This window comes from Mucilaginibacter sediminis (assembly GCF_051903035.1).
Taxonomy (GTDB): domain Bacteria; phylum Bacteroidota; class Bacteroidia; order Sphingobacteriales; family Sphingobacteriaceae; genus Mucilaginibacter.
The window spans coordinates 5813913-5839207 of sequence record NZ_CP170602.1 but is presented as its reverse complement, the minus strand read 5'-3'; the positions used below and the strand labels follow the sequence as shown (position 1 = coordinate 5839207).

The following is a 25295-nucleotide window of genomic DNA, read 5'->3' as shown; positions in this document are numbered from 1 at the left end:
TAAACGACTAACCGTTCTCAACATGCAAAATAACTTAATTCAACTCAATCAACCTAATCCAACTAAATCAACTTCTTAACTTTACTCTCCGGTGTTATCTTCAAACCATCAAGGCCGGTTATTAAGTTAAGGCCGGGTGTTTTGCCAACTTGCAACGAGCCTTTTTCATCGTCGATTCCTAAAAACTCAGCCCCGTTAAGTGTGCCCCATTTTATTAACCTTTCGGTACTTAAAGCCGGGAATTTTTTTTGAATAGCGCGCATTTCGCTTAATATACATAAGCTATCATTGGATGCCAGGCTATCGGTGCCCAGGGTAATATTAAAACCCTGGTCAACAAAAAGTTCAATTTTAGGCAGTTTGCCTTCAATATATACATTGGCATTCGGGCAAAAGCAAAAATTAACTTTTCGGTCAAAACGTTTAATAAAATAGATATCCTTTAAATTGGTACAGGTATTATGCACCAACAGCACCTTTTGCTTATTGCTAAGCAGCGGAATAATTGATTGCACAGAGTTGCGGGCCTGCGGCTTAAAAAAACTGATATCGAGGCCAAAATGCTGGTACAGGTCCAAAAAGCCGCCGAGCTTATAACGATAAAACTTATTTTCGTCTTCGCACTCCTGGTTATGGATACTGATAAGATTGTGCCCTTCTTCGCTGTGTTTCCTTACCAGCTTAAACAGCTCTTTGGATACAGAGTATGGCGCATGTGGCGTTATGGAAGCTGATAGTGGCTTAAACTCATTAAGCAAGGCCATAGCTTTATCAAAAACATCTGCGGCATTTTGCGGTAAAAAGCCAAAGGTTTCTACAAAAGTGTGGTAATAAAGTTTGCTTTTAGCTTTTGTGGCTAAGCTTAAATTGGTATTTGAAATATCGCCAACAGCAACAATGCCATTGTTATACATTTCCTGATCGGCCTTTTCAATGGCTTCTGTCACCAACTGCCCGTCGGAATTCCTGAAAGCCTGAACATCTTTTATAAAAGAAACCAGCCCACCGCCGGTTTTAATTTTGGCTTTTAGATGTGAAAGTTCAAGGTGGCAATGGGTGTTTACAAATCCGGGGCAAATAATACCGCTAACATTTTCTATCGGGCCGCCTGGCGGGTTGTTTGAATCGGTAACCGAAATTATTTTACCAAAATCATCAACGGTAACAATTCCATTCTTAATAGGATCGGCATAAACTGGGAAAATGTAATCGGCTCTAAAACTTTTCATTCATCTGTAAAACTTGGTATCTGTCTAAAAAAGTTTTTCCAAAATATGCCCAATTTCAATTAATACAATTAACTTTTAGTTATTGTTTTTTATCATCAAAAAGAATGACTTTAAAAAAGAAAAACATTTTTTTAAATTAAGTACCTTTGCAACGTGAATATTGCAAAAAACAAAATAGACATCCGCAGCCTGAGTTTGAGTGCTTTACAGGAACATTTTATCCGCATGGACGAAAAAGGTTTCAGGGCTAAACAAGTTTATGAATGGCTTTGGAAAAAATCATGTTTCTCATTTAATGAAATGAGCAATATTTCAAAAGAACTGCGCACTAAACTGAATGAAAACTTTGTCATTAACAACGTTAAAATAAACACGTCACAGGTTAGTGCTGATAAAACTATAAAAAATTCTTTTATTTTACACGATACTCACCTAATTGAGGGTGTTTTAATTCCAACCCCCGGCCGCATGACGGCTTGTGTATCATCGCAGGTTGGCTGCAGCCTTACCTGTAAATTTTGTGCTACGGGCTACATGGAGCGTAAAAGAAATCTTAATCCCGACGAAATTTACGACCAGGTGGTGCTGATTGACCAGCAGGCACGAGAAAATTATGGCATCCCGCTATCAAACATTGTGTACATGGGAATGGGCGAGCCATTGCTGAATTACAAAAATGTAATGGACTCAATAGAACGCATAACCGCCGAAGATGGCTTGAACATGTCGCCAAAGCGCATCACCGTATCAACTGCAGGGATAGCTAAAATGATAAAAAAACTGGGCGACGACGAAGTAAAATTTAACCTGGCACTTTCATTACATGCCGCTAACGACGAGAAGCGTAACACGATTATGCCCATTAACGAGCAAAACTCGTTAAAAGCGCTTGCCGAAGCCCTTAAATATTATTACGCCAAAACCAAAAACCCGGTAACCTACGAGTATATTATTTTTGATGGTGTAAATGACGGCATCCAGGATGCAATGGAGCTTGCCAAATTCTGCAAGCACCTGCCCTGCAAAGTGAACATCATTGAGTATAACCCCATTTCTTTCGCCAGTTATATTAATGCCGATGAGGATAAGGTAGAGGCTTTTGCCAACTATTTAACTAAACAAGGTATTAATACGCACCTTCGCCGCAGCCGGGGTAAAGATATTGACGCGGCATGCGGCCAGCTTGCTATTAAAGAAAAAGCAAAAACTGTAGAAGTTTAAAAAAATCAGCCTTACCTTAAGGGCATGAAATTACCAGGCGGCTACCTTGCCGATTTTGTTTCGTTACTTTTCCCTCAGCTTTGCCCCGCATGCAATGCCAGCCTGGTAACTAATGAGCGTATCATTTGCTCGGACTGCCGGTATAATTTGCCATTTACCAACTTTCATACCCAGGCCGATAACATTGTTGCGCAACAGTTTTATGGAAAAATAAAGATTGAAGCAGCCTATGCCCTTTACTTTTTTAATAAAGGCGGCCGGGTGCAAAACCTGATGCACCATTTTAAATATAGCGGCATGAAACAAATTGGTAACCTGGCAGGAAATATTGCCGGCAACCAATTAAAAGAGAACCCGATTTTTAATACCATAGATTACATTATCCCAGTTCCACTTCATAAAAAGCGTTTAAAAGAGCGCGGCTACAATCAAAGTGCCTGTTTTGCCGATGGATTGGCCGATAAGCTGACAGCTACCGTTGAATTGGATAATTTGATACGGAAAGTCGCCACAGTTACCCAGACCCATAAATCGCGCTTTGCCCGGTTTGAAAACATGCAGGAAGTATTTGCAGTGGATAAACCAGACAGACTGGAAGGTAAGCACGTTTTACTGGTAGATGATATTGTAACTACCGGCTCAACCCTGGAAGCTTGCGGGATAGAATTATTGAAGGTACCTGGCCTGAAGCTGAGTATTGCTACAATTGCCTATGCGGTTTAGCCTGCCAGTAAGTTCAGCTGAAAGCTGAAACTATGTGCAACCACGAGCTGGAAGCTCGCGGCAGCGGTTAGCTGCGTTTATTTTAGCTCCCCCTACAGGGGGCTGGGGGGGCCTATTGATGCTGATACCTGCTCAATTTTTCGAAAAGTATTTTTGGATCAAATGGTTTCAGGATGTAATCGTTCATCCCGGCGTTATCTATTTCGCCCATTTGGTTGCTAAGCATAGATGCGGTTAAAGCGATAATAGGCAATTGCTGAAAATATGGTTCGGGATTTGAACGGATCACCTGGGTAGCTTCCAGGCCGCCCATTTCGGGCATATGTATATCCATCAACACTACATTATAATTTTGGTTGGCTACAACCTTGTTTACTGCCTCGAGCCCGTTTTCGGCAAAATCGGCATCCGCGCCCCATTTTTTAAGGATTTTATTGATCAATAACCTGTTTATCTGGTTATCATCAACTACTAAAACGTTAATTTTCAGTCCTTCTTCCACTTTGTTATTATTGCTATTTAGTTGCTTATCTGCTTTATTGAAAGTAATGGTAAACCAAAAAGTTGAACCCTGACCTGGCACGCTATCCACGTTAATACGCGAATCGTGCAATTCAATAAGGCGTTTACTGATGGCCAGGCCTAATCCTGTGCCCCCGTATTTACGTGTAGTATCGGCTTCGGCTTGTTTAAATTGCTCAAATATTACATTTATTTTATCAGGCGCAATACCTATACCGGTATCTGTGATCGAAAACCTAATCCTTACATCCTTATCCGTTTCCTGGATAACTTTCAAATCAACGTTAACGCCCCCTTTTTCGGTAAACTTAACCGCGTTGCTCACCAGGTTTAAAATTATCTGGCTTAAACGGGTTCGGTCGCCTAAAATAATTGACGGCACAGTGTCATCAATGCTTTTGCTAAGATATATATTTTTTTCGACTGCTTTGTATTGCAATGAGTTATTGATACTCTGTACAACATCGCGCAGGTCCATCCGCGCATACTCAAGTTCCACATTACCCGTTTCCATCTTAGCAAAATCAAGCACATCGTTTATCAGCGTCAGTAAATTTTCGGCCGAAAACTTAAGAATGCCCAGGTTTTCTTTCTGCGATTCCAATGGATCTTCATCCAGCAACAAGTGCGACATGCCAATAACGGCATTAAGCGGCGTACGAATTTCGTGGCTCATTACCGATATAAACATATCCTTAGCCCTGCTCAGTTGCAGCGCCTCTTCTTTAGCGGCAATCAATTGAATTTCGGCCTTCTTTTTTTCGGTGATATCAATAATTACCTCAACGTATTTGTCAACTTTTCCACTTGCATCTGATATCACCGAATTTATAACAGAAACCCATAAAGGCTGGCCATCTTTACGGTAAATTAGCAAATCAACCTCAAAAGATTGTTTGTTTCTGGAAAGCTCACGTGCACGCTCGATAATGGCAACATCGGTTAGCGCCCCTTTTAATATATCGCCCAGATGCCTGCCACTTACCTCATTTATCCGGTAGCCTGTAATTTTCTCAAAAGCCTCGTTAACCCACTCAACCCGGCCTTCACTATTATTAATAACAATGCCACTGGTAACCTTGCTTGCCACAAGGGATAACAGCGTGAGCTCTTCTTCGGCCTTTTTACGTTCTGTGATATCAACCATTACGCCTATCTGCCGGTCAACTTTCCCCACTTCGTTAAATATAGGGCTGTTTGAAAGCCATACCCATATTGGCGTGCCGTCTTTTTTGTATATTTTTATTTCAACCTCATACGGCCGGTTTTCTTTAACAGCCTGTACAGCGCCTTCAAAAACACTCAGGTCAGAGTCCTTTCCCAACAACGATGTACCAATTGCCTTCCCTTCCAGCTCGGCAAATGAATAACCTATAATAGTTTCAAGGGCCTGGTTCATCCACATAAACCGCCCCTCGATATCACGGATAAATATACCTCCGGGCGATTTTCGGGCTGCAAATGATAATATCTCCAGATCCTGCTCAACTTTTTTGCGGACCGATATATCAATAATCACCCTGATATATTTATCGATTTCGCCCTTGCTGTTACGTATTGCAGAATTAATAACCGTAACCCATAAAGACTTACTGTTTTTGGGTGTTATTAAAAGATCAACCTCATATGACTCTTTATTTTTTATCGAGGCGATCAATTTAGCCTCGGCAGCCGCATCTACAACGGTGCCTTTGAGTGTAGCACCCAACCATTTATTTTTGACATCGGCTAAGGTAAAACCAGTAATGTGTTCAAATGCATCATTCACCCAAACAACCTCATCGGCAGCGTTGCTTATTACAACGCCGTTACTAACTTTACTTGCCACCAGCGCCAATTGTTCAAACTCCTGCGAGATATGTTTTTGATAGGTAATATCGCGTCCACTGGCAAACCATTTATCACCGCTAAATTTAACCGACCAGCTTACCCATTTAATAGCTTCTTCGGGTGTTAAAACAATGGTTTCGATATCAAATTTACGTTGTTGCTTACTTAGCCCTGTTTTAAGCACATTCAAAGTCCGAACCCTTTCTTCTTCGGGGAAAAAATTCCAGATGGGCTGACCAATAGCCTTTTCGGGACTGATGCCCAAAACAGTATCAACCGAGCGATTGATCTGTTCAATGTTAAAATCCCTGTCCATAATGCAATGAACATCGGGCGAACTATCAAACAGGTTGTAAAAATCTTTATGAATTTGCAGGTTGTGCTCCAATTCGCGCTTCTGTTTACGCAATTCAAGGTGCGACATCACATCTTTGGCAAGTGTTTTTAACGCGTCTTCCTGTTCAACGTTCAGAACCTTTATTTTTTGATCAAAAACGCAAAGTGTACCTATGCGGTAACCTTGCGGGTCAATCAAAGGCGCGCTCGCATAAAATCGGATCCCCATATCGCCGTTTACCAGATCGGTATTGGCATACAAATCATTTTTGGAGGCATCGGGAACGACAATTATATCATCGCCCAAAATGGTATGGCGGCAAAAGGAATCAGTTTTGGGGATATAATCAATCTGCAGGCCAACTTTTGATTTAAACCACTGCCGGTGATCGTCGATAAAAGTGATAAAGGCTAAAGGCGCCTGGCATATATAGGATGCCAGGCGCGTTATAGCGTCATATTCTTCTTCGGGCAGTGTATCAAGCACATGGTATGATTGCAGCGCGGTTAAACGCCCTTTCTCATCATCTATAAATCCATGCTGCCTTGTTGCCATTTATTTATTCTGATCCTTCCTGGCGATACAACGGGAAGTCGTGCATCAGTTTGTGCACCCTTTTACGAATTTTCTTGATAGAATGTTCGTTTTCGGGGTCAGAAATTACGGCATCTATCAACTCTACAATCTCTTCCATATGCTTCTCCTTCATATGGCGTGTAGTGATGGCAGCAGTACCCACACGGATACCCGAAGTTACAAATGGCGACTTATCATCATAAGGCACCATGTTTTTATTTACCGTGATATCGGCACTAACCAAAGCATTCTCGGCAGCTTTACCGGTAATGTTTTTATTACGAAGATCAATAAGCATCAGGTGGTTATCTGTACCGCCCGAAATGATCTGGTATCCGCGTTTTACAAATGCTTCGGCCATAGCTTCTGCATTCTTTTTAACCTGTACAATATATTTCATGTAGCTATCGCTTAAAGCCTCGCCAAAAGCAATGGCTTTAGCGGCAATAATATGCTCCAGTGGGCCACCTTGGGTACCAGGGAATACAGCCATATCAAGTAAGGACGACATCATCCTGGTTTCGCCTTTTGGCGTTTTTACACCGAATGGATTTTCGAAATCTTTACCCAATAAAATTAAACCACCGCGCGGGCCACGTAAGGTTTTATGGGTGGTTGTAGTAACAATGTGACAATGCGGAAGCGGATCTTTCAGCAGGCCACGGGCAATAAGGCCCGATGGGTGCGAGATATCGGCTAATACCAAAGCGCCGACTTCATCGGCAACGGCACGGATAAATTCATAATCCCAATCGCGTGAATAGGCAGAAGCACCGCAGATGATCAGCTTTGGTTTTTGCTCCAAAGCTACTCTTTTCAGTTGATCATAATCAATTAAACCGGTTTCTTTTACTACACCGTAAAAATGCGGCTCGTATAATTTGCCGGAAAAGTTCACTGGTGAGCCATGTGTTAAGTGGCCACCATGCGAAAGATCAAAGCCCAATATTTTATCTCCAGGTTGCAGGCAGGCCAGCATTACCGCGGCGTTAGCTTGCGCGCCAGAGTGCGGTTGTACGTTTGCCCACTCGGCGTTGAACAATTGTTTGGCACGCTCAATAGCAATGGTTTCAATTTCGTCAACCACCTCGCAGCCGCCGTAGTAGCGCTTGCCCGGTAAACCTTCGGCGTATTTGTTGGTAGCAACAGAACCCGCTGCTTCCATTACCTGACGGCTTACAAAATTTTCAGATGCTATTAACTCAATGCCTTCCTCCTGGCGTTGTTGCTCTTCATCCAAAAGTTTAAATATCAGTTTATCTCTTTTCATTGTGTGTTTTTAACGCTGCTAAGTTAGCTAAAAAGATAGATTTGAGATGTGAGTTATGAGATTTGAGACAGAAGTAATTTGAGATTTTACCTGCAAGGAAATTGGCGCAATATAATTTGTTATACAAGCAGTTATAACTAATAAGTTTTTGCGATAAGCCTGTTCCCCATACAAATAATGGCGGCGCCGGGATTAAAATAAACCGAAATTATTCCGTTTGCTCACAAGACAGCCTTTTACCACCATCACCACCTGATAATCAGGCGCTCCTTCGTCTGGGGTACAATAATCTTTGACTCTTTGGCGACTTGTTTAATTTACAGGGATAAATCCGCCCAAAAATCGTTGCAGGTCACGTTTAATGATCACACCCAGACTTTCCTGTAAGTAAATTTAACGTTGATTCTTTGCGGGCAGCTTCAACATTTTTTATTTTTTTATTAACAATAAAAAAGGCCTTACGGATTATCGTAAAGCCTTGATTATCTTAGTGGAGAATATCGGAGTCGAACCGATGACCTCTTGCATGCCATGCAAGCGCTCTAGCCAGCTGAGCTAATCCCCCGTTGCGGGTGGCAAATATATAATTTTAAGTATTAAAAAAGAATTTGATTTTAAAAAATTAGCTACCGGGCTTAAAATCGCTATCCAATATCAATTGCATAAATTTCAAATCCAGCCAACGGTCAAACTTATAACCAACCTGCTTAAAAGTACCTATCTCTGTAAAACCAAGCTTCTGGTGCAGTTTAATACTCGCGACATTCCCGGCATCAATGCCCGCAACGATAGTATGTATTGGTTGCTGTTTTACTATTTCGATGAGTTGCCGCAAAAGTTTTTCGGCTATGCCTTGTTGCCTGTAGGCTTTGTGAACGTATACTGAATGCTCAACGGTATACTGATAGGCAGGCCACGCCCTGAAGGGTCCATAAGTTGCAAATCCGGTTACCATGCTATCAACCTCGGCCACTAAAACAGGAATATTGTGGTGGCGCTTATCCTCCAGCCACTGCAGGCGCATATCTATAGTATGGGGTTCATAACTATAAACGGCCGTTGTATTCAATATGGCATCATTGTAAATATCAAGTATACCTTGGGCATCTTTGATTGATGCCAGCCGAATGGTCAAATCAGTATTTCTGTTTTCCATAGTATTTTAATCCATTATATAAACATAAACCCTGAAAGCATTCTTCAATAGTTTTAACCCCTGAAGATTTTCGTCAAAATTACTCAAACGATGGTTTTAAACTCAAGTCCTTAAAACAAGTAAAGCCCCTGATGGGCAGGGGCCTTTACTAACCAATTATAAACCTAAATTATGAGAAGACTTTTTTTGTGTTTGTGTTACGGTGTAAAAGTAACACTAAGTTTTTATATTATTAAAAATTATTTTGTAATTTTATTGTAACTTTTATCAAAACACCTTAATACCGCTGTTCGATTTTCAAAAATACAAATAATTCATTATTAATGTGATAATTTTTAAAAAAATTAATTCTTACGTTTTATAAAACCAAAAAGACAAAAAGAATTTTATACTTTTATTCATTTTTTTCCATCAAAAGTTAAAATAAGCCAAAATAAACAGAGTAAAAATCAAAAAATCACTTAAAAAATATTTCAAAATGATTTTCAATTGAATTTATGTCAAATTTTATTCCAAAAAATCATCTTTAAATAAAAAAATACATAAAAATCATTTTTTTTTATCCCATCCATCAAAAAAATCCGATTTTTTATTGATAATCTAAACTCCCTACATCCGAAGATATTGTGAGTTTTGGGTATAAAATTTACTTTAAATAAGCACAATTTAAAAACGGCTTCCCCATTTTTGCAGCGCGTTTTAACGTTTTTCAATTTATGACTGCCACCACGCCTACAAAAACACACCCGCATTTAACGTCTTTCACTTTATGGATCATGACCATTGCCACTTGCCTGGTGGTGGCCAATATTTACTACAACCAACCTTTGCTGGCCGATATTGCACACACTTTTAAAATCTCTGATAAAAAAGCCCAGCAGGTTTCGCTATTTACTCAAATTGGATATGCAACCGGTTTATTGTTTATTATACCACTGGCCGATATGCTTAAACGTAAGCGATTAATATTGATGGATTTTGCCCTTGTCATTATCTCGTTATTAATAAGCGCGGTAGCACCATCGGTGCTGGTGTTAACAATAGCCGGATTTTTAGTGGGGGTATCTTCGGTAATACCACAATTACTGATACCTATGGCCGCGCACCTGGCCAAACCGGCCGAACGCGGTAAAAAAATTGGCTTTGTAATGAGCGGCCTGTTGATAGGTATACTATTATCACGTACGTTAAGTGGTTTTATTGGCCAACATTTTGGCTGGCGTACAATGTACTATATAGCTACGGGGTTAATGCTGGCCATGTGGCTAATGATATTTTTCTTTTTGCCCGAAGTTGAACCCGATTATAAAGGCAATTATAAAAACCTGATGAAATCGCTCATCCACCTGGTTAAAACTCAGCCAAAACTCAGGATGGCTGCCTTCCGGGGGGCCCTATGCTTTGCCGGTTTTAGCGCGTTTTGGACAACGCTGGTATTTTTACTAAAACAGCCCCAATTCAACGAAGGTAGTTCTGTTGCCGGCCTCTTTGGATTAGTCGGCGCGTTTGGCGCGTTGGCAGCCGGCTTAATGGGCAGGTTAAGCGACAGAATGGATTCATACAAACTGTCAGGATATACACTATTATTAGTACTCGTTTCTTTTATCATCTTCTATTTCTCCAACAGCAGCATCGTTGGTTTAATTATAGGGGTAATTGTATTGGATATGGGTGTGCAGGCTACACATATTTCTAACCAATCTATCATATTCGGCTTGATCCCCGAGGCGCGTAACAGGCTAAACACGGTATACATGGTGTGTTATTTTATAGGCGGCGCATCGGGCACATTTTTGGCCAGCCTGGTTTGGAAAACTTACCAGTGGACCGGCTTGTGTGCCATTGGTGTTACATTGGCAGCCATCGCGCTGGCTGCGCACTTTATTAACTACAAAAAAAACGTTCGGAATTAAAGCAAGTGTTCGGTTATTGAGTACTAAGCGAACAGTGATTTTTGCGTTTTGAAATCCACGCTTTCAAAAATTTGAATTTTTATTAAAAATAAAAGTTACTCAAAAACAGATATTTACATGTTATTGTAAAAATATTTTGAGCCACCAATGACTTTTTTTGACTTTTTGGCACGCTGTTGGAATACTACTCAGCAAACGTAGCTGTTATGGAAACTAAGAAAACAACGGTTAAGGAAAGCGAAAAGGAATGGGAAAACCCGGTGGAGCCAACAAAAACAACAGATGCACGCGATGAGGAGCAAATTGTAAGGCAATACAATGAAGCAAAACGCCGCAAAAATAACCTTACCGAAAACCAGGAAACTGAAAAGAAAGATTAAACAAAGACATTTAAAACATACAAAAAAACTAAAACTATGAAAAGCACCAAAAAATTATCTACCAACAAATTAGTAGCGCGTTTTGATAACGAATTAAAATTGTTACTGATGAATGATTTGAAATCTATAAAAGCTAGAGCAACCCGTTTAGCAACCGCAGCCTAATTAAAACTTACAACACACTTACCTATATATAAAACATCTACCTATGAAAGCTTCTAAAACAAACCCAACCATCAGCGAATTAATTGCCCGCTTTGACGACGAGTTACTGAACATTTTATTGGAAGATCTTAGGAACTTCAAAGAAAGAAATCAATTTGTGCACAACAACAAGAAGGTAGCAGTACAATCAACACGTAAAGCTGCCTGACCATCATATATCTACATCTACCTATTAAAGTACAACATCGCACCTATGAAAACGATAGAGCCCTGCTAAAACAGGGCTTTATTTTTTGTGGCGTATTTCACAATCAGGCTCGCAGTTTTGGCCGATGCGCCGGGTTGGCCCATCCTTCGGTCAAGGGCATCATAATCTTTCAACATCGTTTCACGGTAACTGCCTTCATTAATCAGTGCACCAAGTTCGGCAGCTATTTTCAGCTCATTACAGTCTTCCTGGATAAGCTCTTTTACTATGCCCTTATCCACAATAAGATTAACCAACGATATAAATTTAATTTTTACCAACATACGGGCTATCGCGATGGTTAACGCGTTGCCTTTATATACTACTACTTGTGGTATGTTAAACAAGGCAGTCTCTAAAGTTGCAGTTCCCGAGGCAACAATGGCGGCATGCGCGTTGGTTAACAAATCGTATGTGGCATTAAATATTACAGGAATATTGGTATCCTTAACAAACTGGCTGTAAAACCCTGGCTTAAATGATGGCGCTCCTGCTATAACAAACTGATAGTCTTTAAACTGCCTGGCTACGGCAATCATATCCGGCAATAAATAATTTATTTCCTGTTTGCGGCTGCCCGGCAACAGCGCTATGATCTTTTTACCAGATACATTATTTTGCTTTAAAAATTCGGGATTAGGCTCAAATGCAGTTATTGCATCCAGCAACGGATTGCCTACATAATCAACATCCATTCCCCAGCTTTTATAAAAATCAACTTCAAAAGGCAATATGCAAAACAGATGATCAACTATCCGCTTGATTTTTAATACCCGTTTTTGGTTCCAGGCCCATACTTTGGGCGAAATGTAGTAGTTAACCCGCAGGCCGATGGATTTAGCGTATTCTGCTATTTTTAAATTAAAGCCCGGAAAATCAATCAACACCAAAACGTCGGGTTGGTATGCCGCAATATCATCTTTACAGGCTTTCATGTTTTTGAGGATGGCACGCAGGTTAACAACAACCTCCACAAAACCCATAAAGGCCATATCGGCATAGTGCTTCACCAGGGTTCCACCTTCGGCCTGCATCAGGTCGCCACCAAAAAAACGAAATTCGGCCGCCGGATCAAGCTCCTTCAGTGCTTTCATCAGGTTGGCCCCGTGCAAATCGCCCGAGGCTTCGCCGGCTACCAGGTAATACTTCATCGGATGGATTGTAATTTGAGTAAAAACACCGCTGCCGTAAATACAAAGGTGATCAATATCATCCCCGTGCCTGTATTGTCTTTCCCCTGCTTAAAACAATATCGGATGATAAAAAGATTCAGCGCTATGGCAACCAAATACGGAATACCCGGCTTATTTAATATCAAAAAGCTGCCTTTAAGCAGGTATAAAAAAATAAACAGGCTGATACCCGGCAATATCGAGCCACCAAGTAAACCAACCAATATACTGTTATTTTTAAGCATGTATTTTATTTAGCACAGCAATTTACACATTAAATGCCCAGGTGTTTAAAAACGGGATGGCGTGGTGCGCCGTCATATCAAACTGAACAGGTACCACCGATGCGTAATTGTGCTCCAAAGCCCAAACATCGGTATCCTCGCCACCATCGTTTAACTGAAAAACCCCGGTGAGCCAGTAATAAGGTCGCTTATGCGGATCAACCCTTTCATCAAATTCTTCGGCCCATTTGGCGTTAGCCTGCCGGCAAATTTTTATCCCTTTGATATCATGCGTATTCGGAAAATTTACGTTAAGCAGCGTATTTGCCGGTAAACCATTGGCTAAAACCTGCAGGGCAAGTTCCTTAATATATTTAACGCAATGGCTAAAGTTAGCATCCAGGTTATAATCATCTAAAGAAAAACCAATAGATGGAATACTTTCAATAGCGCCTTCAACAGCTGCCGACATGGTGCCGGAGTACAATACGTTAATGGAATTATTTAAGCCATGGTTAATGCCCGATACGCATAAATCGGGCTTAAGCCCTTTAAATACTTTATTTACGGCAAGCTTCACACAATCAACCGGCGTACCAGAGCAGCGGTACATTTCGATGCCCTCATAAATATCTACCTTATCTAAACGCAAGGGTTTACCTATGGTAATGGCGTGCCCCATGCCCGATTGCGGGCTATCGGGTGCAACAACCACTACCCTGCCTATCTCGCTCATGGCTTCAATTAATACTTTGATGCCGGGGGCGGTTATGCCATCATCGTTAACAACAAGTATGGTGGGTTTGATTGATTTCATCATGCGAAATTAATTATATTTGATTTATGCTGACGACTGAAAAGAAATAACTCTTGATGAATATCTGCAGATGCCCGTTGGTGCACCTTACCAATACATCAACGGGTGCTTGATTGATTGGCCATCCCGAACAGTAAATCATCAACTTACCCTTGCAGCGGTAGCTACAGCCTTTATAACTTATGAAGACAGGGTTAAAAACGAAGGCACTTATTTAATGCGACCAATTGAAGTAATACTCGGCAATCAAAACTCCTTTCAGCCAGACATTGTTTACGTTGCCGAAGAAAGGCGCGATATCATTAGGGATTATGTTTACGGCGCGCCCGATATAGTTGTTGAAGTTCTATGGGAAAAGAACGCCTATTATGACCTTCGCCCTAAAAAAGACATCTACGAAAAATACGGTGTAAAAGAATACGTCATTATTGACCCTATAGCGCAGAACGCCGATCTTTATGTATTAAGGGATGGCGTTTATTACCTTCATCAAAAAACGCAGAAAAATGAGATAGTCCATTCTTTAATCTTGCCTGGCTTTGCAATTGAACTTGCAAAGGTTTTCAAATAAAAAGGCCCCGTTCCCGGAGCCTTTTCAATGTTATAAACTGTTTATCCATTTCACCAGTTCATCGCGCGTTTTACCGGTTTTTTGCTGGAGTCTTCCTAACGTTTCGTCGTCTTTACCTTGTTCGTAAGTTAAATCATCGTCGGTAAGATCGCCGTAGGCTTGTTTTATTTTACCCTTCAACTCGTTCCAGCCGCCCTTAATTTGTAATTTATCCATGATGTTTTCTATTTAGATGTATTTGTATAACACCCCGGAAACTATATGGTTTTTGAGGAAGAGTCAAGATATTAGAATCAAGAGTTAAGACGAAAAGCATAAAGAGCCAAATTAATGCATGTCATGGCAGCTTCTTGATTCTTGATTCTAATCTCTTGACTCTCCCCCTATTCTTCCACAAACTGTTTCAGCACCCTTCGTTCAAAATCATGAGATGGCCAAAGTTCTATTTTGTAATGATCTGTACCCTCATCCGCTTCGGGATCATTATTGGCCAAATCGTACGAATAAACCCTGATGCGGTAGTAGCCGGGCGTTACGATAGCTTTCAGTTGAATTTTGCTATCCGGATAATCAAGTACTTCCAGTATCCCTGAGCTTATCCTTACCCCGGCCTCAACCACGTGATCATATTTTTTAAAATCTTTTTCCCTGCTTGCGGCATCCAGTATATCAAGCTGTGCTTTTACATGACCAAAGCTTCCAATGCTGAGGCCAACTATATCCTTGTCTTTTGCTGTCGCCATCCTATCGTTATATGCCGAGGATGTCCAAAAACCAGGGTCGCCTGTTTCGCCGGTAAACGCCGAATCACAAAGGTAAAACTGGTTCTCTTTGGTAAAAAAATCGAGCCGGTATCGTGCAGAAGGTCGGCTTTTAAAAGAAAAAAAAGCCATTGATGCTCCTATGAAAAGGAATAAAAGTGTACGATACAACTGTCGTTTATTCATACAATAAGTTAGGATGCGCAAGTTATTTAAAAAAAGAGTTAAGGCCTGAAGCATCATCGAATAAAAACAAAAAGCCAAGAACCGAAGATTTAACTATCTTGATTCTTGACTCTTAATTCTTGACTCTCTTCCTTACAACGCTCCTGCTTTAATTTCTTCAACCACGGCCGGGTCAAGCAAGGTAGATGTATCGCCTAAGTTGGAGGTTTCCCCCTCGGCTATTTTGCGCAAAATACGGCGCATAATTTTTCCAGACCTGGTTTTTGGCAGCCCGGTCACAAACTGGATTTTATCAGGCTTGGCTATAGCGCCTATAATGCGGGCAACCGTCATGGTGATATCCTTACGAGCAAGTTCGGCATCGCCATGCTGGTTGGGGCATACCACAAAGGCATAAACGCCCTGCCCCTTAATATCATGCGGATAACCCACAACGGCTGATTCAACCACACTGCTGTGCATGTTGATGGCATTCTCTACCTCGGCGGTACCAATACGGTGGCCCGATACGTTCAGCACGTCGTCAACGCGGCCTGTAATACGGTAGTATCCATCTTCGTCACGTAAACAACCGTCGCCGGTAAAATACATATTCTCATAGGTAGCAAAATAGGTAGTGCGGCAGCGTTCATGGTCGCCATAGGTAGTACGCAGCATTCCCGGCCATGGAAATTTGATACAAAGGTTCCCGCTTACGCCATTACCTTCAATCACTTTACCATTTTCATCAACCAGTACCGGCTGTACACCTGGCAATGGTAAAGTTGCATACCCCGGTTTTGTTGGCGTAACATTACAAATTGGAGATATCATTAACCCGCCATTTTCTGTTTGCCACCAGGTATCAGCAATAGGGCATTTGCCGTGGCCTATCTTTTCATCGTACCAGTGCCATGCTTCCTCATTTATCGGCTCGCCTACCGAACCCAGTTTGGTTAACGAACTTAGGTCTTTACCTTTCAAAGGCTCCTCGCCAAAGCTCATTAATGAACGGATAGCGGTTGGCGCGGTATATAATATATTTACTTTAAACTTATCTACAATATCCCAAAAACGGCCGGCATCCGGGTAGGTTGGTACGCCTTCAAACATCAAGGTCGTTGCGCCCTGCGATAACGGGCCATAAACAATGTATGAGTGCCCGGTTATCCAGCCTATATCGGCAGTACAAAAATAAACCTCGCCTTTGTTGTACTGAAATACGTTGGCAAAGGTATAACCTGTATAAACCATGTAACCACCTGTAGTATGCACCACACCTTTGGGTTTACCTGTTGAGCCGGAGGTATATAAAATAAACAACATATCCTCGGCATCCATTACCTCGGCAGGGCAATCGGGGTTACCCTGGGTTTCTACCTTTTTAACTTCATCTTCCCACCAAACGTCACGGCCTTTTATCATGGATACCGGCGTGCGGCTGCGGGTTAACACAATTACTCTTTTAACCGACCGGCATTGCACCAACGCATCATCAATAACACCTTTTAACGGTATGGCCTTATTGCCACGGAAGCCGCCATCGGCAGTAATAACTATATTACACTCGGCATCGTTTATCCTATCGGCAATTGATTGTGCCGAAAAACCGCCAAATACTACAGAATGGATAGCGCCAATACGGGCACAAGCCAAAACGGCTATAGCCAATTCGGGAATCATTGGCATGTAAATACAAATACGGTCGCCTTTTTTTGCGCCGTTATTTTTTAATACATTGGCAAACTGGCAAACTTTATCGTGCAGCTGGCGATAGGTTAATATCCGGTGATCTTCCTGCGGATCATTAGGTTCCCAGATGATGGCGGGCTTATCGCCAATAGTGTCGAGGTGACGGTCGAGACAGTTTTCGGTTATATTAAGTTTGGCACCCTGGAACCATTTTATTTCAGGCTTCTTAAAATTCCAGTCCAATACCTTATCCCACTTTTTTTGCCACAAAAAGTTTTCGGCTATACCAGCCCAAAACTCCTCGGGCTGCTCAATACTTTGTTGGTATACCTGCTTGTATTCGTCAAATGATGTAATCTTCATAGTGTTTATAATGGAGGGCCTAATTTAATAATTTATATATGATGTAAATATTAATTCTGTAACTTTTTAAAATTATTTAAAAAGTACATAAAAGATTAATTCCGCTGTCCTCCTGATATTCAATAAAAACGCTATTTTTATAAGCGCAGCTGATTAGACAAAACGAAATATTAAAGAATTTCTTTCGTTTTAGACAATGCTTAACAAACCTGAATCATGACATCCAGAATAACACTACTAACAGCTATTAGCCTACTAATATTTGCTTGCAAAAAACCAGCACCAACACAAGTAAAGATTTACAGCAGCAGCGGGATAGAGACTTTGAACGGCCACGTGAAAGAAATATATTCCTCATCGTCATATTCAAAACACAATTTCTCCAGGTTAACATTTGATAGTGACGGCCGCATGTCTGCTTTGAGTGTTAGCTGGCTACGTGTTGTTACAACAGAATATAAAACAGACTCAACCGAAGAAAAAGAAAATACTACTTACAATTATCAATACGAAAGTGACAAGGTAGCATCGATAATTTGTGAGAAGGTTTCTTCAGATGGAAAATTTTCATCAACATTAAAAATTGACGCTTTAGGGCGATTAATGAATAACAAGGGAGATACAACGGCAGAGAACTATGACGTTAACACTTACAAATATGATAAGAAAAACAACCTGACAGAGTGTGTAAACTATGAATCAGGAATAAAAGTTGAACCTACTACCTTTAAATTTATGTATGACAATCAAGGTCGTGTCATTGACGCGAGCTTCTGTTCTCCTTACGGTGGCACTTATCAAAGAACGACCTATGAATATAAAACCTTAGATTCAAAGAAAAACTGGGTTAAGGCTATAGTTCACTTTAAAAACTACATGACCTCAGAAGCTGATTCAAGAACGGATACCATAACCCGTAAAATCAGCTATTATTGAGGTGTTTAGCCTATCTAAAATCTTTTTGAATTATTTTTAATACCGCTATTGAATATTTGATTAAAAAGTCTGATATTTGCAAACTCTTTTTGAATAAAGGGTTGATAATTAAAAATATTTGTCATGTCAAGAATTTGTGATCTAACAGGAAAAGCATCTATAGTTGGTAACAACGTTTCTAACTCAAACGTTAAAACTAAACGCAGATTTCATCCTAACTTAAAACTTAAAAAGTTTTATATCCCTGAAGAGGATAAATGGATTACCTTAAAGGTATCTACTTCGGCTGTAAAAACCATCACAAAAAATGGTATTACTGCATGTATCAATAAATTTGTAAAAAAAGGATACATTTAGTAGTTGTACGTTAACGGTTTTACAAATTGTAAAATTAAAAGCGTACAAGGTATAATTTGAAAAATTACGTAAGCCGTGACGGTGATGCGTACAACATAAAAAGAAAATGGCAAAAAAAGGCAACAGGGTTCAGGTTATATTAGAGTGCACTGAACACAAAACAAGCGGTATGCCAGGCATGTCTCGCTATATTACCACCAAGAACAAAAAAAATACCACTGAAAGACTGGAAATGAAAAAATTCAACCCGGTTTTAAGGAAAGTAACTGTTCATAAAGAGATTAAGTAATTGGTTGATTAAGTTGATTGGTTGATTAGGTTTAGATCCCTGGCATCAGTTAACTCACTAATTCAATGATTCACTAATTCAATAATTAAAAGAAATGGCAAAGAAAGTAGTTGCAACACTGAAAGTAGCAGGTAAAGGCAAAGAATATTCAAAAGTTATCACAATGAACAAATCACCAAAAACCGGTGCTTATTCATTCAAAGAGCAAATTGTTCCTAACGACGCTGTTAAGGACATCATTGCAGGCAAATAATATTTGCTTAAACTTTTGATCAAAATATCGAAGCCGTCTTGTTTTTACGAGAGGGCTTTTTTTGTTGAGGTCTGAATCAGAATTTACAGAATTTTTCAATTTTCAGAATCCTTGTATCTTTAATTGAAAATAATTCAGACAAAATAATTGTATGACATAATTGTTGGGTGAATCAGGCCATTAGAATTTTGAAAATTCTCTAATTCTGTAAATTCTGATTCAGACAATATAATCTGCACATCTAAAATGGGATTATTTGATTTTTTTAAGAAAAAGGAAAATACACAGCAGGAGCAGCAAGCCCTTGATACCGGTTTAGAAAAAACCAAGGATAATTTTTTTTCAAAGATAACCAAGGCCGTCGCAGGTAAATCAACCGTTGATGATGATGTGCTGGATGATTTGGAAGAGATCCTGGTAACATCAGACGTGGGTGTAAAAACCACGCTCAAGATCATCGAACGCATTCAGGAACGTGTAGCCCGCGATAAATACATCGGCACCGGCGAACTGAATGTGTTACTGAAAGACGAGATCCAAAAACTCCTGGCCGAAAATAACAGTAACGATTTCCGTAATTTTGAATATGGCGATCATAAGCCCTATGTAATTATGGTGGTTGGCGTTAATGGGGTAGGTAAAACTACTACTATTGGCAAACTGGCACATAAGCTAAAGCAAGCCGGCAATAAAGTAGTGCTTGGCGCTGCCGATACTTTTCGTGCGGCTGCAGTTGATCAATTGCAACTTTGGGGCAAACGGGTTGATGTAAAAGTAGTGGCGCAGCCAATGGGTTCCGATCCTGCTTCTGTAGCTTATGATACCCTTCGCTCAGCTGTTGCCAACGGTGATGATGTAGCGATAATAGATACCGCCGGCCGCCTGCATAATAAAGTGGGCCTGATGAACGAGCTTACCAAAATTAAAAATGTGATGCAAAAGGTAATTCCCGGCGCGCCACACGAAATACTATTGGTATTGGACGCATCAACCGGTCAAAATGCAATTGAGCAATGCAAGCAGTTTACCGAGGCCACCAACGTAAACGCCCTGGCTTTAACCAAGCTTGATGGCACGGCCAAGGGTGGCGTGGTGATAGGGATATCAGATCAGTTTAAAATCCCGGTAAAATATATAGGTGTAGGCGAAGGCATGGAGCACCTGCAGTTGTTTGACAGGCAGGCTTTCGTCGATTCTTTATTCAAGCAATAAAATCATGTCATTGCGAGGAGGAACGACGAAGCAATCTCTTCCCTTGCAATTCAACTCTGTATAGTTCGCGATTGCTTCGTTCCTCGCAATGACAATTTTTTCATTGCAATGATTAGTGTGTTATGAAGACAAAAGAAATTTCCCGGCCGATAGCTAAACCTGTTAAACAACGTGTTAACGTGGTTACTTTAGGTTGTTCAAAAAACATATACGATTCTGAGATATTGATGGGCCAGCTGAAAGGCAACCAGTTTGACGTGGTACACGAGGCCGAAAAAGTGGGTAAAAACGATATCATAGTTATCAATACCTGCGGCTTTATCGATAACGCTAAACAGGAATCTATTGATACCATCCTCCAATATAGCGAACTTAAAGAACAAGGCAAAGTTGGTAAGGTAATAGTTACCGGTTGCTTAAGCGAACGTTACAAACCCGAGTTGGAAGCCGAAATAACCAATGTTGACGCTTACTTTGGTACCAATGACCTGCAAAACCTGCTGGCTTCTGTAGGTGCCAACTACAAACACGAACTGATTGGCGAACGTTTGCTAACCACTCCATCCCATTTTGCTTATTTTAAAATTGCCGAAGGTTGTAACCGCCCATGTTCGTTCTGCGCTATTCCGCTGATGCGCGGCAAGCATTTGAGCACACCTATTGACCAATTGGTTAAAGATGCCCAAAACCTGGTAAAAAACGGCACCAAAGAACTAATACTCATTGCCCAGGACTTAACCTATTACGGCCTCGACCTGTACGGTAAACGTAATCTGGATGAGTTATTACGCCGCCTGAGCGACGTTAACGGTGTAGAGTGGATCAGGCTGCAATACGCTTACCCATCCGGCTTCCCGATGGAGATTTTAGATGTAATGAACGAGCGTGATAATATTTGCAAGTACATGGATATGCCCTTACAGCACATCAGCGATGATATGCTTAAATCTATGCGTCGCGGTATCACCAAACAAAAAACTATCGACCTGGTAAACCAGATTCGTGATAAAGTGCCCGGCATTGCCATGCGTACTACCCTCATCACCGGCTACCCTGGCGAAACCCAACAAGATTTTGAAGAAATGGCCCAATGGGTTGAGGATACCAAATTCGATCGCCTTGGCTGCTTCACTTACTCGCACGAGGAAAAAACACATGCCCATTCACTGGTTGATGATGTACCCGACGAAGTAAAACAAGAACGTGCTGACGCCATTATGGAGATTCAGCAGGGAATTTCTTTTGATAAGAACCAGGAAAAAATTGGCCATACATTTAAGGTTTTGGTTGATAAAAAAGACGGCAATTACTTTGTTGGCCGTACAGAATTTGATTCGCCCGAGGTTGATAACGAGGTGTTAATTGATGCCAGCATTGATTATGCAACCGTTGGCAGCTTTGTTAACGTGGAGATAGACAGTGCCGAAGACTTTGATCTTTATGGACAAATTGTAAAATAATATTAATTTGCGGCTTGCTGTTGAGTGAATTGAGATTAAAAATCTAATTTCGACACCAGCATTTAATATTTTGATGCTTAGCCGATGTTTCTTATCTGATTTTTTAAATCCGAAATCGAACATCCGAAATCCAAAATCAAGATGGAAGCCTCCTGTATAAGTTATAAAGAAACCGGATTTTTTTCGCCCACTGTTATTGACTACATCGAAAACCGGGCCGACCTGCAACCTTTTTACGGCTACCGCCCTGATATGGACGGATTTGCCGAACTGCTTAAAAATAAAAAAGTTGTTGCCGATCGTGAAATTCTATACCGAGTTTTATCAAAGCAATACGCGGAGAAGTCCGAAGGTCAGGAAGTCCGGAAGTCGGGAAGTCCGGAAGTCGGGAAGTCTGAAGGTGAGGGTAACGTAAAACGTATAACGTATAACGTACAACCACTTACCGCCCAAAACTTAGAACTCCTAAAACTCGACGACACCTACACCATTACAACCGGGCATCAGCTCAATATTTTTGCCGGCCCGCTTTATTTTCTTTATAAAATTGCAACCGCAATTAAATTATCCCAACAATTAAAAGCTGCTCATCCCGACAAAAACTTTGTGCCCGTTTACTGGATGGCCAGCGAAGACCATGATTTTGCCGAGATCAACTATACCAACATCGGCGGCAAAAAAGTGCATTGGTGGTATGAAGCTTCGGGAGCTACGGGCCGTATTAACCCGGATACTATGCGGCAGGCGCTAAACCAGTATAAAGGTGTGTTAGGGATGGAGGGCCACGCCGTAGAGGTTGCCGAAATTGTAGAAACCGCTTACACCCGTTTTGATAAACTGGCCGATGCTACCCGTTACCTGGTAAACGCGCTGTTTGGCCAATATGGTTTAGTGATCATCGATGCCGACGACCATGAGTTTAAAAAGCAGTTTGCCCCAATTATGGAGCAGGATATCATCAATCAAAACAGCTTTAAAAACATCACGGCCACTAACGAGCAATTGCACAAACTTAGTGTGCACATCCAGGTAAACCCGCGCGAGATTAACTTTTTTTACCTGAAGGATAGCCTGCGCGAGCGCGTAATATTTGAGCATGACAGCTATCAGGTGATGAATACCGAAATCCGTTTTACTGAAGCGGAATTGAAGGAAGAAATAGCCACTTACCCGGAGCGTTTCAGCCCTAACGTAGTAATGCGCCCCCTGTATCAGGAATGCATTTTGCCAAACATAGCCTACATTGGCGGCGGTGCGGAGGTGGTTTACTGGCTGGAACTAAAATCTAATTTCGATTTCTACAAGGTTGATTTCCCCATACTCATCCTGCGTAACTCGGCACTGGTTGTAAAGAAAGACCAGGCAGCCAAAGTTAAACACATGGACCTTACAACTGCCGATTTGTTTAAACCAAACGATACGCTTAAAACCGACTGGATAAAAAAACACAGCAACCATACCTTGAGCCTTGACGGCGAATGGCGCGAAATGAGCGCCTTGTTCGAAAAGATAAAACTCCGTTCCTATAAAATTGACCCTACGCTATCGCCTTCTGCAGCTGCAGTACAGGCAAGGTTAAAACACGCCATAGATAACCTGGAGAAAAAACTGATCAAAGCAGAAAAACGCAACTATGCTACCAGACTTGAACAATTGGCTGTAGTTAAAGCCGAGCTTTTCCCTAAAGACAGTTTGCAGGAACGCACCGAAAACTTTGGTTTGATGTATGTAAGGTGGGGACAAATGTTCATTGACGAACTCATCCGCCATTTTGAACCGCTTAATTTTGAGTTTACAGTTTTAACAGAAGAATAACCCTGCAACAGAGTGATGCCGGGCGATAACCTTCCCGATGAGCGTATTTTTAATACCTCACTTTAAAATGTTCCTTTTCTTTCCTGTCTTGCTTAAAAAACACCAGGCCTATCCAAAACAGGTTGATGGTGAGGGTAACGTTGGGATTTAGCTTAATTTGGTTCCAGGTTTGCTTCAGTTGGTTATTCAGGTACATGCCGGTAAAAAGCATAATGGTATCCGGATGTACTTCGGGCAGATATTGATCGAAGTATCTTATTGTTTCTTGCCGTAAATTATCGACATGAAAAATCACAAGCGCCGGTTGTGTTTTATCAAGGCGCGCAAATTCAGCATCGTTTTTTGGCAGGAAAAAATTGGCGTTGGGAGCTGCTTGTTGCAAATAAACACTTTCCTTCCCCCCTTTTGCTCCCAGTTCGATAATATTGGCCGGATTAAAATATTTTGCCAGCCGGTAAATTAGCCGGACTACTTTGGGCTTTAAACCTACACTTCCCTCTCCTGTTTTTTGTACAAATCCGGGCTCGTGGTATACCTTTTGGTCGGTGTAATCATAAATTACGTGGTCAATCAGTTTGTAAACAAATGGCGAGTGAATGCCATGCCGGTTATTGGCCGTAATCCGGTGTTGTAAATAATCTTGCACAAATCTGAGATTCCACATCCCCGCAAAAGTAAAAAAGTTTAGTATTTTAGCATTATAGCATATGATAAATCCGACAGAAGTAAACTCTTTGATCCGATTGCTGGATGATCCCGATAACGAGATCTATGATCACGTGCACGAAAAATTGCTTGGTTACGGCAGCGAAGTGATAGCCTACCTGGAAACCGCTTTTGAGCAGGCTTTTGATGCCATACAACAGGAGCGGATTGCTAACCTGGTGCACGAAATTCAATTTGGATCGTTAAAAACCGACTTGCAGTTGTGGCATCAAAGCGGCGCATTTGACCTGCTGCAAGGCGTCCTGATCATTAACCGCTATCAATACCCCGACCTGGACGAACAAAGGGTTATTAACCAGGTAGAATCCATTAAACGCGATATCTGGATCCAGATGATGAACGAGGCCAGCCCTAAGGAGCAGATCAAGCTCATCAACCATGTATTTTACAATATCTATGGTTTCAGCGGCAATACCTCCAACCACCTCGACCCGCAAAACAGCTACCTGAGCCAGGTTCTTGAAACAAAAAAAGGCAACCAGATCTCGATGGCAATCATCTACTCCATCATAGCCCAAAAACTGGATATCCCGGTATACGGCGTAAACCTGCCGCAACACTTTATATTGGCCTATGTTGACGAAAGCATGGAAACTAATTTTGAAGGCGGTATCCTGTTTTATATCAATGCCTTTAACAAAGGCTTTATTTTTGGCCGCCGCGATGTAGATATGTTTTTAAAACAGCTTAACCTCAAGTTCGACAAGCAGTTTTATGAGCCCTGCTCCAACACCGATATTATTAAACGCGTTATCCGTAACCTGATAAGCGCCTACGAAAACTTAGGGGCGGCCGAGAAAGTGGTGGAGTTGAATGAATTGTTGGGGATATTGGGGTAGCAAATATCGTAGGGTAGTAAATCCGGTTATAGTATTTATGAAATCTATATTACAACCACTTGGCCAATCTTGAA

26 protein-coding genes and 1 tRNA gene are annotated in these 25295 nt (G+C 41.2%); 15 read left to right on the top strand and 12 right to left on the bottom strand.

The features are described 5' to 3' along the window. Positions 1 to 62: 62 nt before the first annotated feature. Entirely contained in the window at positions 63 to 1229 is a 1167-nt protein-coding gene (locus ACFGVS_RS24155) for an amidohydrolase family protein (protein ID WP_439695908.1), read from the bottom strand. A gap of 159 nt (positions 1230 to 1388) precedes the next feature. Here ACFGVS_RS24155 and rlmN point away from each other — a divergent pair, with 159 nt between their 5' ends. Both rlmN and ACFGVS_RS24145 read left to right on the top strand, forming a co-directional pair. Next, positions 1389 to 2450 carry a 23S rRNA (adenine(2503)-C(2))-methyltransferase RlmN gene (rlmN, locus tag ACFGVS_RS24150; RefSeq protein ID WP_369829628.1) on the top strand — a complete coding sequence of 354 codons (1062 nt, stop codon included), beginning with the start codon at positions 1389 to 1391 and terminating at the stop codon, positions 2448 to 2450. A gap of 24 nt (positions 2451 to 2474) precedes the next feature. Then, complete coding sequence (locus tag ACFGVS_RS24145) at positions 2475 to 3173, top strand: ComF family protein (RefSeq protein ID WP_090641377.1); 699 nt, start codon at positions 2475 to 2477, stop codon at positions 3171 to 3173. A gap of 112 nt (positions 3174 to 3285) precedes the next feature. Here ACFGVS_RS24145 and ACFGVS_RS24140 read toward each other — a convergent pair whose 3' ends face one another. The 4 genes from ACFGVS_RS24140 to ACFGVS_RS24125 all read right to left on the bottom strand — a co-directional run bounded on the left by ACFGVS_RS24140 (position 3286) and on the right by ACFGVS_RS24125 (position 8864). Beyond that, on the bottom strand, positions 3286 to 6417 hold the full coding sequence (locus tag ACFGVS_RS24140) for a PAS domain S-box protein (protein WP_274209952.1): 3132 nt from the start codon (positions 6415 to 6417) through the stop codon (positions 3286 to 3288). A 4-nt stretch (positions 6418 to 6421) separates the two neighbouring features. Continuing rightward, the gene (gene glyA, locus ACFGVS_RS24135) at positions 6422 to 7708 is read right to left on the bottom strand and encodes a serine hydroxymethyltransferase (RefSeq protein ID WP_090641370.1); all 1287 of its coding nucleotides are present in this window, start codon (positions 7706 to 7708) and stop codon (positions 6422 to 6424) included. A 491-nt stretch (positions 7709 to 8199) separates the two neighbouring features. Continuing rightward, positions 8200 to 8273: transfer RNA gene (locus ACFGVS_RS24130), tRNA-Ala, on the bottom strand. Between the two features lie 57 nt (positions 8274 to 8330). Next, positions 8331 to 8864: a GNAT family N-acetyltransferase gene (locus ACFGVS_RS24125; protein ID WP_090641367.1), complete on the bottom strand. Its 534-nt coding sequence runs from the start codon at positions 8862 to 8864 to the stop codon at positions 8331 to 8333. Positions 8865 to 9580: 716 nt separating this feature from the next. Here ACFGVS_RS24125 and ACFGVS_RS24120 point away from each other — a divergent pair. From ACFGVS_RS24120 to ACFGVS_RS24105, 4 genes are all read left to right on the top strand, one after another. Continuing rightward, the gene (locus ACFGVS_RS24120) at positions 9581 to 10777 is read left to right on the top strand and encodes an MFS transporter (RefSeq protein WP_439695907.1); all 1197 of its coding nucleotides are present in this window, start codon (positions 9581 to 9583) and stop codon (positions 10775 to 10777) included. A gap of 206 nt (positions 10778 to 10983) precedes the next feature. Further along, positions 10984 to 11157: a hypothetical protein gene (locus tag ACFGVS_RS24115; RefSeq protein WP_439695906.1), complete on the top strand. Its 174-nt coding sequence runs from the start codon at positions 10984 to 10986 to the stop codon at positions 11155 to 11157. 36 nt (positions 11158 to 11193) lie between these two features. After that, the gene (locus tag ACFGVS_RS24110; protein ID WP_439695905.1) at positions 11194 to 11322 is read left to right on the top strand and encodes a hypothetical protein; all 129 of its coding nucleotides are present in this window, start codon (positions 11194 to 11196) and stop codon (positions 11320 to 11322) included. 43 nt (positions 11323 to 11365) lie between these two features. Continuing rightward, positions 11366 to 11530 (top strand): hypothetical protein, encoded by a 165-nt coding sequence (locus ACFGVS_RS24105; protein ID WP_274210201.1) that lies wholly within the window; start codon positions 11366 to 11368, stop codon positions 11528 to 11530. A 65-nt stretch (positions 11531 to 11595) separates the two neighbouring features. On the opposite strand, the gene lpxB is transcribed toward ACFGVS_RS24105, so the two are convergent. The 3 genes from lpxB to surE are packed head-to-tail and all read right to left on the bottom strand — an operon-like array spanning position 11596 to position 13782. Then, the gene (gene lpxB, locus ACFGVS_RS24100) at positions 11596 to 12720 is read right to left on the bottom strand and encodes a lipid-A-disaccharide synthase (RefSeq protein WP_439695904.1); all 1125 of its coding nucleotides are present in this window, start codon (positions 12718 to 12720) and stop codon (positions 11596 to 11598) included. Further along, complete coding sequence (locus ACFGVS_RS24095; protein ID WP_439695903.1) at positions 12717 to 12986, bottom strand: hypothetical protein; 270 nt, start codon at positions 12984 to 12986, stop codon at positions 12717 to 12719. The genes lpxB and ACFGVS_RS24095 overlap by 4 nt, the downstream gene beginning before the upstream one ends. 22 nt (positions 12987 to 13008) lie before the next feature. Further along, positions 13009 to 13782: a 5'/3'-nucleotidase SurE gene (gene surE, locus ACFGVS_RS24090; RefSeq protein ID WP_090641345.1), complete on the bottom strand. Its 774-nt coding sequence runs from the start codon at positions 13780 to 13782 to the stop codon at positions 13009 to 13011. Between the two features lie 46 nt (positions 13783 to 13828). Between surE and ACFGVS_RS24085 the strand changes: the two genes are divergently transcribed. Further along, positions 13829 to 14353 carry a Uma2 family endonuclease gene (locus ACFGVS_RS24085; RefSeq protein ID WP_439699263.1) on the top strand — a complete coding sequence of 175 codons (525 nt, stop codon included), beginning with the start codon at positions 13829 to 13831 and terminating at the stop codon, positions 14351 to 14353. Between the two features lie 30 nt (positions 14354 to 14383). On the opposite strand, the gene ACFGVS_RS24080 is transcribed toward ACFGVS_RS24085, so the two are convergent. The 3 genes from ACFGVS_RS24080 to acs all read right to left on the bottom strand — a co-directional run bounded on the left by ACFGVS_RS24080 (position 14384) and on the right by acs (position 17334). Next, on the bottom strand, positions 14384 to 14569 hold the full coding sequence (locus ACFGVS_RS24080) for a CsbD family protein (RefSeq protein ID WP_274210205.1): 186 nt from the start codon (positions 14567 to 14569) through the stop codon (positions 14384 to 14386). A gap of 167 nt (positions 14570 to 14736) precedes the next feature. Continuing rightward, positions 14737 to 15246 carry a hypothetical protein gene (locus tag ACFGVS_RS24075; protein WP_439695902.1) on the bottom strand — a complete coding sequence of 170 codons (510 nt, stop codon included), beginning with the start codon at positions 15244 to 15246 and terminating at the stop codon, positions 14737 to 14739. 186 nt (positions 15247 to 15432) lie between these two features. Then, on the bottom strand, positions 15433 to 17334 hold the full coding sequence (gene acs / locus ACFGVS_RS24070) for an acetate--CoA ligase (protein ID WP_439695901.1): 1902 nt from the start codon (positions 17332 to 17334) through the stop codon (positions 15433 to 15435). A gap of 216 nt (positions 17335 to 17550) precedes the next feature. Here acs and ACFGVS_RS24065 point away from each other — a divergent pair, with 216 nt between their 5' ends. From ACFGVS_RS24065 to bshC, 7 genes are all read left to right on the top strand, one after another. After that, a complete protein-coding gene (locus ACFGVS_RS24065; RefSeq protein ID WP_439695900.1) occupies positions 17551 to 18270 on the top strand; it encodes a hypothetical protein in 720 nt (239 codons plus the stop codon). Between the two features lie 123 nt (positions 18271 to 18393). Beyond that, positions 18394 to 18627 (top strand): 50S ribosomal protein L28, encoded by a 234-nt coding sequence (gene rpmB / locus ACFGVS_RS24060; RefSeq protein WP_090641306.1) that lies wholly within the window; start codon positions 18394 to 18396, stop codon positions 18625 to 18627. A gap of 106 nt (positions 18628 to 18733) precedes the next feature. Beyond that, complete coding sequence (rpmG, locus tag ACFGVS_RS24055) at positions 18734 to 18916, top strand: 50S ribosomal protein L33 (protein ID WP_067063463.1); 183 nt, start codon at positions 18734 to 18736, stop codon at positions 18914 to 18916. 94 nt (positions 18917 to 19010) lie between these two features. After that, the gene (locus ACFGVS_RS24050; RefSeq protein WP_090641302.1) at positions 19011 to 19169 is read left to right on the top strand and encodes a DUF4295 domain-containing protein; all 159 of its coding nucleotides are present in this window, start codon (positions 19011 to 19013) and stop codon (positions 19167 to 19169) included. A gap of 246 nt (positions 19170 to 19415) precedes the next feature. Further along, positions 19416 to 20381 carry a signal recognition particle-docking protein FtsY gene (gene ftsY, locus ACFGVS_RS24045; RefSeq protein WP_090641298.1) on the top strand — a complete coding sequence of 322 codons (966 nt, stop codon included), beginning with the start codon at positions 19416 to 19418 and terminating at the stop codon, positions 20379 to 20381. Between the two features lie 122 nt (positions 20382 to 20503). Further along, positions 20504 to 21841, top strand: coding sequence for a 30S ribosomal protein S12 methylthiotransferase RimO (gene rimO / locus ACFGVS_RS24040; protein ID WP_439695899.1), 1338 nt, complete (start codon positions 20504 to 20506; stop codon positions 21839 to 21841). Positions 21842 to 21982: 141 nt separating this feature from the next. Then, positions 21983 to 23656 (top strand): bacillithiol biosynthesis cysteine-adding enzyme BshC, encoded by a 1674-nt coding sequence (gene bshC / locus ACFGVS_RS24035; protein WP_439695898.1) that lies wholly within the window; start codon positions 21983 to 21985, stop codon positions 23654 to 23656. A 49-nt stretch (positions 23657 to 23705) separates the two neighbouring features. Here the strand turns inward: bshC and ACFGVS_RS24030 are convergent, their stop codons facing one another. Beyond that, positions 23706 to 24320 (bottom strand): hypothetical protein, encoded by a 615-nt coding sequence (locus tag ACFGVS_RS24030; RefSeq protein ID WP_439695897.1) that lies wholly within the window; start codon positions 24318 to 24320, stop codon positions 23706 to 23708. 43 nt (positions 24321 to 24363) lie between these two features. Between ACFGVS_RS24030 and ACFGVS_RS24025 the strand changes: the two genes are divergently transcribed. Next, positions 24364 to 25221, top strand: a complete 858-nt coding sequence (locus ACFGVS_RS24025; RefSeq protein WP_439695896.1) for a transglutaminase family protein — start codon at positions 24364 to 24366, stop codon at positions 25219 to 25221. The last annotated feature ends 74 nt before the right edge of the window (positions 25222 to 25295 follow it).